Raw genomic sequence first — 16,736 nt, forward strand, 5'->3', positions numbered from 1 at the left:
TAACGCCATGCACAGCAAGACAATCGACCGGAGCGCTAATGGCCCTGCCCCGCATCACCTCGCCCCACGCCAAGGGCAGCAACCGCACTCAGCAAGTAATGCTGCAGGTGATGCTGGCCACACTGCCGGGCATTCTTGCGCTGACGTGGCTATTCGGCGCCGGCACGCTGATTAATCTGCTCTGGGCCAGCGTCTGCGCCTTAGGTTTTGAAGCGGCCATCTTGGCGCTGCGCAAGCGCCCAGTGCTGTTCTTTCTGAAGGACTACAGCATCCTCGTCACGGCCGTATTACTGGCACTGGCGCTGCCGCCCTACTCGCCTTGGTGGCTGACCCTCGTCGCCACCGGCTTTGCTGTGGTGCTGGGCAAACAACTGTACGGCGGCCTTGGGCAAAACCCCTTTAACCCGGCGATGCTCGGCTACGTCGTGGTGCTGATCTCATTTCCGTTGGAGATGACCCGTTGGCCGGCACCGCATACGGTAGGCATGCTCGATGGCTTGCAGCAAATTTTCGGCATCGCCGCTCTGCCCGATGGCTGGGCTCAAGCCACCGCGCTGGATGCACTAAAAGTCAATAAAAGCCTGACCCTGGATGAGTTGTGGGCACAAAACCCAGCATTCGGCTATCTCGGCGGCGCAGCCAGTGAAGCCGTCAACATGGCCTTCCTGGCGGGCGGGCTGTACCTGCTGCACAAACGCCTATTCACCTGGCACGCGCCAGTCGGCATGCTCGCGGCACTGGCGGTTATGAGCCTGGTGTTCTGGAACGGCTCTGGCTCAGACTCCAACGGCTCGCCGCTGTTTCATCTGCTGACCGGCGCGACCATGCTCGGGGCGTTCTTTATCGTCACCGACCCGGTCAGCGGTGCGACCAGCAACCTTGGCCGGCTGATCTTTGGTGTCGGCGTTGGCGTGCTGGTATATGTGATTCGCGCTTGGGGCGGCTACCCAGATGGCCTCGCTTTCGCCGTGCTACTGATGAACCTGGCAGCGCCGACCATCGATTACTACACGAGGCCGCGCACTTACGGCCACCGCAAACCGACGCGCGGCTTTAAGCTGGGAGAGTAACCATGGCCCTGCCTGAAATAAGCCGCTCGATGCTCAAGAACGCCCTCGTGCTCGGGCTATTCGCCATTACCACCGTGGGCCTGGTGGCTGTGCTGCAACAGGCCACGGCTGAACGCATCGCCACGGCGCAGCGCGCGGCTCAGGTACGCGCGCTGAGTGAAATTTTACCGATGGGCAGCTATGACAATTACCTGCTCGACAACAGCCTGCAACTGCATGACCCACTGCTGGGCAGCAAGTCGCCGCAGACCGCCTACATCGCCCTGAAAGACGGCAAACCCAGCGCAGTGATCCTGCGCGCCACTGCACCGGACGGCTACAGTGGCATTATCCAGTTATTGGTCGGCATCCGGGCTGATGGTCGATTAGCCGGTGTGCGCGTGCTCACTCATCGGGAAACGCCTGGGCTTGGCGATAAAATTGATCTGGCTAAAAGCGCCTGGATCCGCAGCTTTGATGGCAAATCGCTGAGCAACCCGAACGAGGATGGCTGGGCGGTGAAGAAAGATCGCGGTGAATTCGACCAGTTTGCGGGTGCCACCATTACTCCGCGCGCGGTGGTCAAAGCCGTGCACAAGGCTTTGCAGTATTTCGACGCCAACCAGCAACAACTGTTCGCACCCCAGGTGAAGTCCAATGGCTAACCCCAGCTACCGCGAGATCACCCTAAACGGCCTGTGGAAGAACAACCCCGCACTGGTTCAGCTGCTCGGTCTTTGTCCGCTGCTGGGGGTGAGTAACTCAGCGGTAAATGCCCTTGGCCTTGCCCTGGCCAGTGCGCTGGTGCTGATCTGTTCCAACACCGCAGTGTCACTGGTGCGCGGCGTGGTCAACACCGCGGTGCGCTTGCCAGCCTTTGTGATGATCATCGCCGCGCTGACCACCTGCATCGAGTTGCTGATGCAGGCCTTCACCTATGAGCTGTATCAAATACTCGGCATCTTTATTCCGTTGATTACCACTAACTGCGTAATCCTAGGCCGCGCCGATGGCTTTGCAGCCAAGCATGACCCGGCCCGCGCCGCCTACGACGGGCTCATGATGGGCCTTGGCTTTGGCGTAGTTCTGGTGATGATTGGTGCGCTACGCGAGCTGTTTGGTACCGGCGCGGTGTTTGCCAATATGCATTTGCTGTTCGGCCCTATGGCCGCCAACTGGCAGCTCACCTTGATCCCAGAATATAAAGGTTTCCTGCTGGCCATCCTGCCGCCGGGTGCATTTATCGTCCTCGGTTTACTGATTGCCTGTAAAAACCGCATGGATGAGGTGCTAACCGAGCGCGCTAAAGCTCAGCAAGTGGCCGCGCCCGCACAGAGTCGCCGCGTGCGGGTGACAGGAGTGATCGAGTGAACGCGGCTAAGCGCTTAGAAATTTTTCGGCGGCTGCACGAAGACAACCCCGAGCCAAAAACCGAGCTGGCTTACAGTTCGCCTTTCGAATTACTGATTGCCGTTACGCTCTCAGCCCAGGCCACCGATGTGAGCGTCAACAAAGCCACGGCCAAGCTCTACCCAGTGGCCAATACACCCGAGGCTATTTATGCCTTGGGCGTTGCCGGTTTGAGTGAGTACATCAAGACCATCGGCCTCTATAACAGCAAAGCTAAGAACGTGATTGAGACCTGCCGCTTACTGATTGAACGCCATGGCAGTCAGGTACCCGAAACCCGCGAGGAACTTGAAGCACTGCCGGGTGTAGGCCACAAAACGGCCAACGTGGTGCTAAATACAGCGTTCCGCCAGCTGGCCATGGCGGTGGACACGCATATTTTCCGCGTCAGCAACCGCACCGGCATCGCCCCTGGCAAAAATGTTGTGGAGGTAGAGACCAAGCTGATGAAGCATGTGCCCAAGCAATTTCTTCTCGACTCCCACCACTGGCTCATCCTGCATGGCCGCTACGTGTGCCAGGCCCGCAAGCCACGTTGTGGCAGCTGCCGCATCGAAGACCTGTGCGAATACAAGCAGAAAACCGGCGACGATTGAGCGACCATTCAGCGACTCAATGAGTCGATTGAAAAAATCTTTTTTACCTGCCCTGCTTTTGCGGCTATAAGGTGCGCACTTGGCCCTTGTAGCCTGGAGTGAAACACATGAGCACTGATAAAGAAGATCTTGAGCTCGATGAAGATTTTGTGGCCGAAGAGGCAGAAGAAGTCGAGGCGCCCGTTGAAGTGGCCAAAACCAACCTAGCTAAGCGTCGCGTCATCGATAACCTACTCGATGAGCGCCGCCTGAACAGGCAACTCTCCGAATACGACTTTGATTTGTAGCCAAGGCCAACAAAAAGCCCCGCAGCGATGCGGGGCTTTTTTTTATGCAGAAAACTCAGTCGCCACGTGAAGGCGACAACAGCTCAATCTTGTAGCCGTCTGGGTCTTCGACAAAGGCTAGGATGCTGCTGCCGTGCTTCATCGGCCCAGGCTCGCGGGTGATCTTGCCGCCGCGCGTGCGAATGTCTTCACAGGCCTTGTAAACATCCGCCACCTCTAGGGCGATGTGACCGTAGCCAGTACCCAGCTCGTAGCCCTCAACACCCCAGTTATGGGTCAGCTCGATCACGCTGTTGTGCGCCTCATCGCCGTAACCGACAAATGCCAAGGTGAACTGCCCTTCTGGATAGTCCTTGCGACGCAATAGGGTCATGCCCAGTACCTCGGTGTAGAACGCGATGGATTTATCCATATCGCCGACGCGTAGCATGGTATGCAGCAGTCTCATCAGGTCTCTCCTTATGGTGTAAAGACAAACCCCGGCTTATGGCCGGGGTTCGTTAGGGCTTGGACGCTCAAGTCTATCAGAGCATCTTGCGCCCTTTACCCGCCGCAATGCGCATGCGCAGAGCGTTGAGCTTGATAAAACCACCCGCGTCAGCCTGGTTGTAGGCGCCGCCGTCTTCTTCAAAGGTCGCGATTGTGGCGTCGAACAGCGAATCATCGGACTTACGACCGGTGATGATCACATTGCCCTTGTACAGTTTCATACGCACCACACCGTTCACGTTGGCTTGGGAGGCGTCGATCATCTGTTGCAGCATCAGACGCTCTGGGCTCCACCAGAAACCGTTGTAAATCAGGCTGGCATATTTGGGCATCAGCTCGTCTTTCAGGTGAGCGACTTCGCGGTCCAAGGTGATCGACTCAATAGCGCGGTGGCCTTTGAGCATGATGGTGCCGCCCGGCGTCTCGTAGCAGCCACGGGACTTCATACCGACAAAGCGGTTCTCAACGATGTCCAGACGGCCGATGCCGTTGAGGCCGCCGATGCGGTTCAGCTCAGCCAACACGGTGGCTGGACTCATGTCTTTACCGTCGATGGCGACAATGTCACCGGCGCGGTAAGTCAGCTCGATATAGGTCGCAGTGTCCGGCGCCGCTTCAGGCGAGACAGTCCACTTCCACATGTCTTCTTCGTGCTCAGTCCAAGTGTCTTCCAGCACACCGCCTTCATAGGAGATGTGCAGCAGGTTGGCATCCATGGAATACGGCGATTTTTTCTTACCGTGACGCTCGATCGGGATGGCGTGCTTTTCGGCGTAGTCCATCAACTTCTCGCGAGAGAGCAAATCCCATTCGCGCCAAGGCGCAATCACTTTTACACCAGGTTTGAGGGCATAGGCACCCAGCTCGAAACGCACTTGGTCGTTGCCTTTGCCGGTCGCGCCGTGGGAGATGGCGTCGGCGCCGGTTTCGTTAGCGATCTCAATCAAGCGCTTGGCAATCAGCGGGCGAGCAATGGAGGTGCCCAGCAGGTATTCGCCTTCGTAGACGGTGTTGGCGCGGAACATCGGGTAGACGAAATCGCGGACAAATTCTTCACGCAGGTCATCGATGTAGATTTCCTTAACGCCCATGGCCTGAGCCTTAGCGCGTGCTGGCTCAACTTCCTCGCCTTGGCCAAGGTCGGCGGTGAAGGTCACTACTTCACAGTTATAGGTGTCTTGCAGCCACTTAAGAATCACCGAAGTGTCCAGGCCACCGGAATATGCCAGAACTACCTTGTTTACGTCGGCCATGCCATCAACTCCACGGGTTGTGCGGGAAACCAATGATTCTACTGCCCATGCCGCCTGATTTACAGAGGCGCGACAACGTGTGACGACTAAGCGACGGATAATCGTTGGGTATGGCGCTAACAGTAGACGCTAGGACGTTGCGGCTGGGTCCGCCGTGGCGGCGGCTGGCGTGGGCGGCACTGCGGCTTCAGGCACCCGGTCGAGGAGGATGTTCACCCGGCGATTTTTTGCCCGATTAGTTTCTTGGTTATTCGGCACCAGCGGATAACGCTCCCCATGAAAACGCAGGGTGATTTGCTCGGCTGGAATGCCGTTAGCCTTGAGGTATTCCATCACTGCCAGCGCTCGGCGGCGCGACAGATCCCGGTTAGTCAGACGATTACCGCTGTTGTCAGCATGACCGTCCAACTGGATACGGTTGACGCTAGGGTCGGCCTTAAGAAAACTTAAGATGATGTCCAATTTGGCTTGGGCCAATGGTTCAAGCGCGACACCACCACCCGGAAATCCCACCAAGCTTTTGCGCACCTGATCGAAATTCACCGGCAACAGCTTGGCCGTACAACCTAAGTAGTCTTGGTAGGCCTTTTTGAATTTGGCGGGCAGCAGGCGCACTTCAACTGCATCACCGCCCATCGCCGCGCGGTGACGCACCACAGGGCTGCGGCCTTCGAGTAAACCGGTGAGCAGGCGCGTGCCCTGCTCCTGAGAGCTGTTGAACAGCACCTCAGCCGGTACCACGTTGACCGAACCGAGGTTGATATCACCGCGCCCTGGCTGCCAAGGGGCGGCGGCGGCCAATAACGTTGCGTTGCCCGCACCCAGCCAGCGCTCGCGGGCTTTCAAGCTAAATGTCACCCGCTCGCCCGCTCGGCGCACAAATACCCCAGAACCAAAATCCGTGATGTCTTGCGACAAACGGCACTCAAACTGATCGCCTTCGACCTGCCACTCTATTTTCTCCAGACGCGTCTGGAAGCTGATAGCTAAAACTGGCTGGCTGACCAGCAGGCACAGCACCACAAGTGGATAGGGTCGCACGACAGGCTCCGGGGATTACGGCTTACTCAGTGTCTATCGGTGCCAATGCGAAAAACTTGAGGCGCACGCCATAGTGGTTGCGCAGGCTGCGTTGCTGCGCGGCCCAGCGCTCCGTTCGCTTTGCCCGATTGGCCTGCTTTCAGCGTGCTGAAACGGGGCTTTTCCGGTAGCATTCTCGCCACGTTTGCCCGCCTGGAAGCTTCCATGACTGACCGTCTTACCCTGCTGCGTCCTGACGACTGGCACATCCACCTGCGCGATGGCGGCTTACTGCCCCATACCGTCGCCGATGTAGCCCGCACCTTTGGCCGCGCCATCATCATGCCCAACCTGCTGCCACCGGTGCGCAATACAGTGGACGCCGAAGCTTATCGGCAACGAATTCTCGCCGCCCGCCCAGCCGGCAGCCAGTTTGAGCCCTTGATGACGTTGTTCCTCACCGACCGTACCAGCGCCGAGGATATTCGCCTGGCTCGAGCCTGTGGCTTTGTGCATGCCGCCAAGCTGTATCCGGCCGGTGCCACTACCAATTCGGATTTTGGCGTGTCCAGCATCGACAAGCTATTTGGGGTGTTCGAGGTGATGGCCGAAGTTGGTCTGCCACTGTTGCTGCACGGTGAAGTCACGCGTAGCGAAATCGACGTATTCGACCGAGAAAAAGCCTTTATCGATGAGCACTTAACGCGCATCGTCACACGCTTCCCAACGCTCAAAGTGGTGTTAGAACACATCACCACCGGCGATGCGGTGCAGTTTGTCGAAGCGGCCTCCAGTACCGTAGGCGCCACCATCACCGCCCACCACCTGCTCTACAATCGCAATCACATGCTGGTTGGCGGCATTCGTCCCCATCTGTATTGCTTGCCGGTGCTCAAGCGTAACAGCCATCAAGACGCCTTGTTGGACGCGGCCACCAGCGGCAATCCAAAGTTTTTCCTCGGCACCGACTCGGCACCGCATGCAAAGCATGCCAAAGAAGCCGCCTGCGGCTGCGCCGGTTGCTACACCGCTTACGCCGCCATTGAGCTGTATGCCGAAGCCTTTGAACTGCGCACTGCGCTGGACAAACTAGAAGCCTTCGCCAGCCTTAACGGGCCAGACTTCTATGGTTTGCCGCGTAACACAGACAGCATCACCCTGATCCGTGAAGACTGGACCGCACCCGCCAGCTTACCCCTCGGTGAGCACACCGTTACCCCGCTGCGCGCCGGTGAAACCCTGCGCTGGCGCCTGCTGGAGAATCAAGCGTGAGCGAGGACATGTACGACGATGAGCCCGGCAGCAACGGCCACTCAGGCCCACGCCACCCGATGGCAGCCCGCTTTCGAGGCTATTTACCGGTAGTTGTGGACGTAGAAACGGGGGGCTTCAACTGCGCCACCGATGCGCTGCTGGAGATTGCCGCCACCACCATTGGCATGGACGAAGGGGGCTTCCTTTACCCTGAGCACACCCAGTTTTTCCGGGTTGAGCCGTTTGTTGGTGCAAATATTGAGCAGGCGGCGCTGGACTTCACCGGCATCAAGCTCGACCACCCCTTGCGCATGGCGGTCAGTGAAGAACATGCCCTGACGGAAATCTTCCGCAGCTTGCGTAAATCACTGAAAGCCAACAGCTGCAAGCGCGCCATTCTGGTTGGGCATAACAGCAGTTTTGATTTGGGCTTTTTGAATGCCGCTGTGGCGCGGACCGGCATCAAGCGCAACCCGTTCCATCCGTTTTCCAGCTTCGACACCGCCACTCTGGCCGGCTTAGCCTACGGGCAAACCGTTCTGGCTAAAGCCTGCCAAGCTGCGGATATCGATTTTGATGGCAAAGAAGCGCATTCAGCGCGTTACGACACTGAAAAGACTGCTGAGCTTTACTGCGGCATCGTTAACCGCTGGAAAGAGATGGGCGGTTGGATGGATTTCGACGACTGAGCTTACAACCTGAGGTCAACAAGCTCCGCACTCAGCGCAATGCCGCTCACGTAACTCAGGTGAGCGGCATTTTCTTGTAGCCCGGATGCAATCCGGGAAAGTTCTGCGGGCCGAACAACCGCTCCCGGATTACATCTGGGCTTCGCACTGAGGCCAAACCGTTGCCCATAAAAAACCCGCACTCAGCGGGTTTTTTATTGACGCTGCGCAGGCAAGGCCTGCGCTGATACCGCTTAGGCGCTTTGCGCCAAGTCCATCAACTCGCGGTTAGCCACGGCATACATGGCGTAATCGGTGTTGGTGGCGGCGCGCAGTTCGCTCAGCATAAGCTTCCAGCGATCCACCAGGCGGCGGTGCTGATCAAGCCATACGCTGGCGCGTTCTTCGATGTCCACTGGACCCTCGGCCATTTGCAGCACTGACACGGTGATGGCGCGTTGCTGCCAATCCAAGTCATCGCGGAAGGCTTCACGGGCCAGCGCTTGCCAGTTGTTTTCCACAGGTAAGCTGCTGATTTGCTGCAGGTACCAAGACAGCTCAAGCGAGCCGCCAATGGCAAAGTAGGCGGCCGCCACACGAGCCGGTTCTTGGCCCGTTACATCCGACGCTTCAATGATCGGCAGAAGGGTGTACAAGTGGCTTGTACCCGCGACCACCCGGGCTAGCTCTTCGGGCACGCCAGCTTCGACGTAACCTTGGAAGCGGGCCAACCATTGCTCACGGGCAGGACCTTCAAGCAGTTCATCCAATCGCCCCACCAGGGCCTCGATACGCGGTGCAAAATGCGCCACGTCGCGGGCGGCGTCCAAGTCATTACGGCGATTGCGCAGGAACCAGCGCGTGGCGCGACGACCCAAGCGCACCAGCTCATCCATCAACTGCAATTGCAGTTGAGCCGGCACCTTGGAGTCAAGCGCCTCAATCTGCTGCCACCAATGCGGCAAGCGAAACAGATCACGCACAATCACATAGGCGCCAGCGACATTCGCCGCACTCATACCGGTGGACTCTTTCAGGCGCTGCACGAAGGTGATGCCCATGTGGTTGACCAGATCGTTGGCGATCTGCGTGCTGACGATTTCGCGTTTAAGGCGATGGCGACGCATGGGTTCGCCAAATTTCTGCGTAAGCACAGCCGGGAAGGCCGTTTCCATTTCGCGCGCCAAGTACTCATCGTCCGGCACCTGCGACTTGAGCAGTGACTCTTTGAGGTCGATCTTGCTGTACGAAATCAACACTGCCAACTCTGGCCGAGTTAAGCCCAGACCATTAGCGGTGCGCTCATTCAGTTCGTCGTCGGCGGGCAGGAACTCCAAAGCACGGTCGAGCTTGCCGGCACTTTCCAGCGCTGACATTAGGCGCTTGTACTCACTGACCTGCTCACGGGCAAGGCGCTCAGCCAACGACAGCGCCTGGGTTTGCTTGTAGTTATTACCCAGCACCAGGCCGCCGACTGCATCGGTCATTTCCACCAGCAACTTGTTACGCTGCTTGCCGGTCATGTCACCAGCGGCAACGATTTCGCCGAGCAATATCTTGATATTGACCTCATGGTCAGAGCAATCCACACCACCGGCGTTATCAATAAAGTCGGTATTGCTCTTGCCGCCATTAAGGCCGTACTCGACGCGGCCCAATTGGGTCATGCCGAGGTTACCGCCCTCACCCACCACCTTGGCGCGTAATTCGCGGCCATCCACCCGCAACAGGTCGTTGGCCTTGTCGCCGACATCGGCGTGGCTCTCTTTACTGGATTTGACATAGGTGCCAATACCACCATTCCAGAGCAGATCGACCGGCGCTTTAAGCAAGGCATTGAGCAACTCATTGGGCGCCAGCTTGTCGGCACTGATGTCGAAACGCTCTTTCATCTGCGCGCTGATTGGGATGCTCTTAGCGCTGCGCAGGAAGATCCCGCCGCCTGCCGAAATCAGCTTGGCTTCGTAATCAGCCCAGCTGGAACGTGGCAAATCGAATAGACGCTGACGTTCGATAAAGCTCTTAGCTGCGTCCGGGTTAGGGTCGATAAAGATGTGCATGTGGTTAAAGGCGGCGACCAATTGCAGGCTTTGCGACAACAACAAGCCGTTGCCGAACACGTCACCCGCCATGTCGCCGATGCCGATTACCGTGACGTCATCTTTTTGCACATCAATGCCGCACTCGCGGAAATGCCGCTGCACCGACACCCACGCCCCTTTGGCAGTGATGCCCATGCCTTTGTGGTCATAACCCGCCGAGCCACCCGAGGCGAACGCATCGTCCAGCCAGAAGCCATAGTCAGCGGCGATACCGTTAGCAATATCAGAGAACGTCGCCGTGCCTTTGTCTGCGGCCACCACCAGATAGGGATCGTCCGCATCGTGACGGACCACGTTCTGCGGCGGCACCACTTCACCCTCTTTGAGGTTGTCGGTGATGTCCAGCAAACCACTGATAAAAATGCGGTAGCAGGCAATACCCTCAGCCAGCACCTCATCACGCGAGCCGCCCAAGGGCAAACGCCGCGGCACAAAACCGCCTTTGGCGCCCATGGGCACGATGACTGCGTTCTTCACCTGCTGCGCCTTAACCAGGCCCAGCACCTCGGTGCGGAAGTCTTCTTCACGGTCGGACCAGCGCAGACCGCCACGGGCGACGTCGCCAAAGCGTAAGTGCACCCCTTCAACCCGGGGCGAGTAGACGAAAATTTCAAACTTTGGCGTCGGCCGTGGAATATCTGGAATGGCCCGCGGGTTGAGCTTAAAGCTGAAGTAGGACTTGTTCTGCCCGGCCGCATCGGTCTGGTAGAAGTTGGTGCGCAGCGTCGCTTTGATCAGGTCCAAGTAACGGCGCAGGATGCGGTCTTCATTGAGCACCGCAACGTTATCCAATGCCGCGAGAATGGCCTGCTCCAGTTTCTGCTGCTTGTCTTCCAAATCATCAGCCGAGAGTTTGCGCGCGAGATAGAAGCGCGTCTTGAACAAGCGCACCAGTTCTTTGGCGATATCGGCATGGTTGACCAGGGTGCTGGCGATGTAACTCAGGTCGAAGCCCAAGCGAATCTGCTTGAGGTAACGCGCATAGGCGCGCAGCAGCGCCACATCTCGCCAAGGCATGGCGGCCATCAACACCAGACGGTTAAAGCCGTCATTCTCGGCCGCACCACCGACGATATTGACAAAGGCCCCCTGCAAGGTGTCGTTGAGTTGCTGGATATCAACATCCAGCCCTTCGGCGTAGGTGAAGGCGAAGTCGTGAATCCAGAACTCACGGCCATCGGCACGGCGAAGCTTGTAAGGGAATTCGCCCAATACACGCAGGCCGAGGTTTTCCAAAATCGGCAGTACATCCGACAGCGCCAGCGGCGCATCGGCATGGTAAAGCTTGCAATGCAATTGCGGTTCGCCATGGGTCAGCGGTTGATAAAAGCTCATCACCAGCTGACGTTCAGCATTGATACTCAGCAAATGCTGCATATCCACCACCGCTGAGTGCGGGGCAAAACGCTCGCGGTAACCGGCTGGGAAGCCACTGGAGAACTCGCTGAGCACTTCCGTGCCCTGCGCCTCGCCGAGGCTTTCGACCATCAGGCTGGTGTAATCGTCTGTCCATGAACGGCAGGCCTGAATAACTTCTTTTTCTAGGCGGGCGGGGTCGATCTGCACGCGGTTTTTCGGGTCAACCTTAAGGATGAATTGCACCCGTGCCAGCACCGACTCAGAGAAGAAAGTCCAGAACTCGCAATCAATGCCCTGCAGGCGGTCCATCAATACTTGTTGGATTTTCAGGCGGGTTTCCGTGGAGTACACATCGCGCGGCACATAGACCAGGCAGTAGCAGAAACGCCCGTAAGGATCGCGGCGCAGGAACACGCGAATCTTATTGCGTTCCTGAATCTGCACGATCGACATGGCGGTACTGAACAGCTCATCCACCGAAGTTTGGAACAGATCATCACGCGGCAACACTTCCAGCACTTGCGCCAGCTCTTTGCCTAAGTGCGCGCTGCTGTCGAAACCGGAACGCTGCTTGATGACCGCTACTTTGCGTCGGATATAGGGGATGTTCCACACGCTTTCGGCATACACCGCCGAGGTGTAGAGGCCCATAAAGCGGCATTCCTTGATGACCTTACCGGAACTGTCCAGCTCGCGGATCGACACCAAGTCCGGATAAGCCGGACGGTGCACACGGCTGGGTACCGCCGCCTTAGCGAAAGACAGCAGTTGCGTCTCACGCAGGTAAACCAAAGCCTCCGCCTGAATCTGCGTGTCATTGGCCGTCAGCCCCGAACGCAGGCTTTTAGACAGGCCCAACAAGGACGACTCGTCGTACACCACGCTGCCGCCATCGGCGCTGTCGACAACGGTAAATTCTTCATAGCCAAGGAAGGTGAAGTGGTCATCGAGCAACCAGCTCATAAACACCTTAACCTCTTCAAGCTCTGCGCCATCGACCTTGAGTCCGGCTTGGCTTGGCTTGACGTTATCCAGCGAGGCCAGCAGCTCTTTGGCCTTAGCCTTCATCGGTTGAAAGTCCGCCACACTCAAGCGCACATCGCTGAATACGTCATGCAGGGCTTTTTCCAGGACTTTCAGTTCACTGGCGCTGGAACAGCGGTCAATCTCCAAGAACATCAGCGCTTCGTGATGTACATCCTTGCCCTGAGCACCTTTAGGCAGAATTTCTTGCAGCTCGCCGCTTTTATTGCGGCGCACGCTGAACACACTGTTCTGTAAGGTGTGGATGCTATAACCGCGGCGGTTCAGCTCCATGCGCACCGAGTCGACGAGGAATGGAATATCGCGGTGCAGAATTTCTACGGCTGTGTGGGTGGACTGCCAGCCGTGTTTCTCATAATCAGGATTGAATACCCGCACTTCAGGTTTGGCCGGGGCAAAACGCTCCAGCAAGCGCCAAGACGACAAGGTGCAGCCGACCAGATCGGAGAGGCGGCGCTGAGTCAGCTCCTCAAGGGCGATAATGCCGAAAAATTGTTCAGCAAACAGGGCCACTTGTGGCAGAGCCTGTTGGCTGACGTGCTGAGCCAGCGCCGTTTGCAGGTGATGCTGAAAATCGGTTTTGCTGGCTGCCGTAAAGAACGCCATGGGTGTGCTCCATTTGGCTGGTGATTCGACTAGGTGGCAGTCGCGAGAATGACCTTCGCCACAACCTTGTTGTTCAACGTTAGTCTAGGAGGCAGCGATTGCATTAAAGTGGCTGCCACTTAACTCTGGCGAGTCTCACGACCCGCTGGTCACATTTGCTGGATGAGCTTAACGATGGAACACCGTGAAGCGCTTGTCGCGCTGCGACATTTTCTTTCAAGTCAGATCCTTGGCCAGGAAAAACTCATCGAAAGGCTGCTGATTGCCTTGCTTGCCGATGGTCACATGCTGGTTGAGGGTGCACCTGGGCTCGCCAAAACCAAAGCGATCAAGGAGTTGGCCGAAGGTATCGAGGCTGAGTTCCATCGTATTCAGTTCACCCCAGACCTGCTGCCGTCCGACATTACCGGCACGGAGATTTACCGTCCGGAAACCGGCAGTTTCGTCTTTCAGCAAGGGCCGATCTTCCATAACTTGGTGCTAGCGGATGAGATCAACCGGGCGCCTGCCAAGGTGCAGTCGGCGCTGCTTGAAGCCATGGCCGAGCGCCAGGTCAGCGTGGGCCGCAGCACTTATCAGCTGTCGCCGCTGTTTCTGGTGATGGCCACACAGAACCCGATTGAGCAGGAAGGCACGTATCCACTGCCCGAAGCCCAGCTGGATCGCTTTTTGATGCATGTGAAAATCGGCTTCCCCGACGCCAGCGTGGAACGCAAGATCCTCGCGCAAGCCCGTGGTGAAGCGCTCAATGGTGAAACCAAGCCTGAGCAACTGGTCAGCCAACAGGCCATTTTTGCCGCGCGCCAAGAGATCCTCGGCCTGTACATGGCCGATGCGGTGGAGGAATACCTGGTGCAGCTGGTAATGGCCTCGCGCACCCCGGCCAAGTTTGATGCGGAACTGGCCGAGTGGATTGCCTATGGCGCCAGCCCGCGTGGCTCGATTGCCCTAGACCGCTGCTCACGCGCCCATGCCTGGTTGGCCGGGCGTGATTTTGTCAGCCCGGAAGATATTCAGGCCGTGCTGTTTGATGTGCTGCGCCACCGCATCATTCTGTCGTTCGAGGCCGAAGCCGCCGGCATCGACCAAGACCGCGTGGTGCAACGTATTCTCGACGTCGTGGCGGTCGCCTAAGCGCCATGCATGACCAACCCACGCAGCCTGGCATTCGCGTTAGCCTCGGTGAACTGATCGAGATGCGTCACCGTGTGCGTGAGGTACAACTGTTCTCGACGCCAGCACAGCGCAGCCCGCTGATCGGCCTGCACCACTCCAAGCTGCGTGGCCGCGGTGTGGACTTTGATCAAGTGCGCATCTATCAACCCGGCGACGATGTACGCACCATAGATTGGCGGGTCACCGCGCGCACCCAAGAGCCGCACACCAAACTGTTCCATGAAGAGCGCGAGCGACCGATCTACATCATGGTCGAGCAAAGCCGGCAGCTGTTTTTCGGCTCCGGGCTGATGTTCAAATCGGTACTCGCCGCCCAAGCCGCCAGCCTGATCGGCTGGGCCGCACTGGGCCATAACGATCGCATCGGCGGCTTGGTATTCGGCGACTTGGAGCACCACGAAGTCAAACCTCGGCGCAGCAAACAAAGCCTGTTGCAACTGCTTAGCCGCCTGGCCAAAGCCAACCAAGCGTTGAATAACGACAGTCAAGGTGGTCGCGATAGCTTTGGTTTGGCCCTGCGCCGTGCTCGCGAAGTGCTGCGCCCCGGCAGCTTGGTGGTGGTGCTGTGCGATGAGCGCACCCTCAGCGACAGCAGCGAACAGCAGTTACTGCTGCTGGCGCGGCATACCGACTTACTGCTGCTGCCATTGTCCGATCCGCTTGACCACGCACTGCCCAATGCTGGCCTGCTGCGCTTCACCGAGCAAGGCGCGCAGCTGGAACTCGACACCCAGGACCCCCATCTACGCCAAGCCTACCGTAGCCTGGCCGATGCACGCCAAGCGCGCTGGCAGCGCCTGGCACAAAAACTCGGTGTACCGCTGCTGGCATTAAGCACGCAACGGGAAATGATCGAGCAACTGCGCGAACACCTGAATGCCCAGCGGCCGAGGAAAACCTCGTGAACCTGCTGGATCAACTTGAACCGCTGATCGCTCCGCCCGCCATCAGCTGGTGGCCGCCGGCACCCGGCTGGTGGCTATTGGCGTTGTTACTGCCATTGCTGCTGTGGGCCAGCTTTAAATTGCTTAAACGCCTGCCACGCAAAGCGTCCGCGTCAACAGCCGAAGCGCCTTTAGACCCGCTGCGCCAAGCTGCACTCAACGAACTCGAACAGCTGAAAAAACCCTATGACGGCGCGCACGCCGGCCCTTGGCTGCAACAACTGAATGCCATCCTCAAGCGCCTGTGCCGCGAGCGCTACCCGCAAAGCCACAGCCACGTGCTCAGCAGCCGCGCCTGGTTGGCCTTTCTCGACAGCCGCTGCCCCGCCGCCGGCTTGACGCGCTGGATGGTCTTGGTCGAAGGCACCTATCGCCCGCATTGCAACTTGGATGACAAAGCCATCGCCGGGCTCAACCAAGCGGTATCGATCTGGATTCGCAAACATGTTTGAGTTCGCCTGGCCGTGGGCCTTTCTCCTTGCCCCCCTGCCTTGGTTGCTGCGCGCCTGGCTGCCGGCCGCAGACAGTGGCGAAGCAGCGTTAAAAATCAGCTTTCTGGCTGAGCTGGAGGGTTTGAGCGGTCGGCGCGCGCGGCCGCGCCTGCCCGCCATACGCCAACAACTGCCATTTATGCTGATTTGGCTGTTACTGCTGCTCGCCTGCATGCGCCCGCAGTGGCTCGGCCAGCCATTACCGTTGCCCGCCAGTGGCCGCGATCTGTTGCTGGCCGTGGATGTATCTGGCTCCATGGATTTCGCCGATATGCAGTGGCAAGAGCGTGAGGTCAGCCGCTTAACCTTGGTTAAGCACCTGCTCGGCGACTTTATCGACGGCCGCGAAGGTGATCGGGTTGGCCTGATCCTGTTTGGCAGCCGCGCGTATTTGCAGTCGCCGCTGACCTTCGACCGGCAGACCGTGCACACCTGGCTGGATGAGGCGCAGATCAATATTGCCGGGCCACAAACCGCCATTGGCGACGCCATTGGCCTAGCAGTCAAGCGTCTGCGCGAGCGTCCCGCACAAAGCCGGGTACTGGTGCTGGTGACTGACGGCGCCAACAATGGCGGTGAAATTGATCCCATGACGGCCGCTCGCCTGGCAGCAGAAGAAAGCATCACCATTTACCCCGTCGGCATCGGCGCCGACCCCGCGCAAGGTGGCGTGCTTGGCATGCTGGGTTTCAACCCAGGGATTGAGCTGGATGAACCGAGCTTGCGCGCCATTGCTGACGCCACCGGTGGCGAATACTTCCGCGCCCGCGACCGTGAAGAGCTAGAAGCTATCGAAGCAACCCTCGACCGCCTAGAGCCCGTGGCGCAGAAGCCAACCCTGGCACGTCCGACCTTGCCACTTTACCCTTGGCCGCTGGGGCTCGCTTTGGCCCTTAGCCTGCTATTAGTCAGCCAAACGCTCTGGCCAACCCTGCAACAACGCTGGCGTAGCCGGCTAGCATCGCTGCGGGGTAAGCGTCATGAGTGA

Annotated in this window: 15 protein-coding genes; 11 read left to right on the forward strand and 4 right to left on the reverse strand. The window is 58.4% G+C overall.

Annotated elements, in window-relative coordinates:
- The first annotated feature begins 38 nt into the window (after positions 1-38).
- From WF513_RS10935 to WF513_RS10955, 5 genes are all read left to right on the forward strand, one after another.
- Entirely contained in the window at positions 39-1,070 is a 1,032-nt protein-coding gene (locus WF513_RS10935; RefSeq protein ID WP_339079396.1) for an RnfABCDGE type electron transport complex subunit D, read from the forward strand.
- A gap of 2 nt (positions 1,071-1,072) precedes the next feature.
- Positions 1,073-1,714 carry an electron transport complex subunit RsxG gene (gene rsxG / locus WF513_RS10940; protein WP_339079397.1) on the forward strand — a complete coding sequence of 214 codons (642 nt, stop codon included), beginning with the start codon at positions 1,073-1,075 and terminating at the stop codon, positions 1,712-1,714.
- Entirely contained in the window at positions 1,707-2,420 is a 714-nt protein-coding gene (locus tag WF513_RS10945; protein ID WP_339079398.1) for an electron transport complex subunit E, read from the forward strand. Before rsxG ends, WF513_RS10945 begins: the two co-directional genes overlap by 8 nt.
- Positions 2,417-3,055, forward strand: coding sequence for an endonuclease III (nth, locus tag WF513_RS10950; protein WP_339079399.1), 639 nt, complete (start codon positions 2,417-2,419; stop codon positions 3,053-3,055). The genes WF513_RS10945 and nth overlap by 4 nt, the downstream gene beginning before the upstream one ends.
- A gap of 107 nt (positions 3,056-3,162) precedes the next feature.
- A complete protein-coding gene (locus WF513_RS10955) occupies positions 3,163-3,342 on the forward strand; it encodes a hypothetical protein (protein ID WP_339079401.1) in 180 nt (59 codons plus the stop codon).
- 55 nt (positions 3,343-3,397) lie between these two features.
- Here WF513_RS10955 and gloA read toward each other — a convergent pair whose 3' ends face one another.
- From gloA to WF513_RS10970, 3 genes are all read right to left on the reverse strand, one after another.
- On the reverse strand, positions 3,398-3,790 hold the full coding sequence (gene gloA, locus WF513_RS10960) for a lactoylglutathione lyase (RefSeq protein ID WP_339079402.1): 393 nt from the start codon (positions 3,788-3,790) through the stop codon (positions 3,398-3,400).
- Positions 3,791-3,866: 76 nt separating this feature from the next.
- A complete protein-coding gene (locus WF513_RS10965; RefSeq protein WP_339079403.1) occupies positions 3,867-5,084 on the reverse strand; it encodes an argininosuccinate synthase in 1,218 nt (405 codons plus the stop codon).
- Between the two features lie 129 nt (positions 5,085-5,213).
- Complete coding sequence (locus WF513_RS10970; protein ID WP_339079404.1) at positions 5,214-6,125, reverse strand: OmpA family protein; 912 nt, start codon at positions 6,123-6,125, stop codon at positions 5,214-5,216.
- Between the two features lie 204 nt (positions 6,126-6,329).
- Here WF513_RS10970 and pyrC point away from each other — a divergent pair, with 204 nt between their 5' ends.
- Positions 6,330-7,376 carry a dihydroorotase gene (gene pyrC, locus WF513_RS10975; protein WP_339079405.1) on the forward strand — a complete coding sequence of 349 codons (1,047 nt, stop codon included), beginning with the start codon at positions 6,330-6,332 and terminating at the stop codon, positions 7,374-7,376.
- On the forward strand, positions 7,373-8,047 hold the full coding sequence (rnt, locus tag WF513_RS10980; protein ID WP_339079406.1) for a ribonuclease T: 675 nt from the start codon (positions 7,373-7,375) through the stop codon (positions 8,045-8,047). The genes pyrC and rnt overlap by 4 nt, the downstream gene beginning before the upstream one ends.
- A 233-nt stretch (positions 8,048-8,280) precedes the next feature.
- Here the strand turns inward: rnt and WF513_RS10985 are convergent, their stop codons facing one another.
- Positions 8,281-13,137 (reverse strand): NAD-glutamate dehydrogenase, encoded by a 4,857-nt coding sequence (locus WF513_RS10985; RefSeq protein WP_339079407.1) that lies wholly within the window; start codon positions 13,135-13,137, stop codon positions 8,281-8,283.
- Between the two features lie 174 nt (positions 13,138-13,311).
- On the opposite strand from WF513_RS10985, the gene WF513_RS10990 reads away from it, so the two are divergent.
- From WF513_RS10990 to WF513_RS11005, 4 genes are read left to right on the forward strand one after another with little or no spacing between them, the layout of a single operon-like run.
- Positions 13,312-14,271: a MoxR family ATPase gene (locus tag WF513_RS10990; RefSeq protein WP_339079409.1), complete on the forward strand. Its 960-nt coding sequence runs from the start codon at positions 13,312-13,314 to the stop codon at positions 14,269-14,271.
- A gap of 5 nt (positions 14,272-14,276) precedes the next feature.
- The gene (locus WF513_RS10995) at positions 14,277-15,218 is read left to right on the forward strand and encodes a DUF58 domain-containing protein (RefSeq protein WP_339079410.1); all 942 of its coding nucleotides are present in this window, start codon (positions 14,277-14,279) and stop codon (positions 15,216-15,218) included.
- Positions 15,215-15,709, forward strand: a complete 495-nt coding sequence (locus tag WF513_RS11000; RefSeq protein WP_339079411.1) for a DUF4381 domain-containing protein — start codon at positions 15,215-15,217, stop codon at positions 15,707-15,709. Before WF513_RS10995 ends, WF513_RS11000 begins: the two co-directional genes overlap by 4 nt.
- Positions 15,702-16,736 carry a VWA domain-containing protein gene (locus WF513_RS11005; protein WP_339079412.1) on the forward strand — a complete coding sequence of 345 codons (1,035 nt, stop codon included), beginning with the start codon at positions 15,702-15,704 and terminating at the stop codon, positions 16,734-16,736. Before WF513_RS11000 ends, WF513_RS11005 begins: the two co-directional genes overlap by 8 nt.

This window comes from Pseudomonas sp. TMP9 (assembly GCF_037943105.1).
GTDB lineage: Bacteria > Pseudomonadota > Gammaproteobacteria > Pseudomonadales > Pseudomonadaceae > Aquipseudomonas.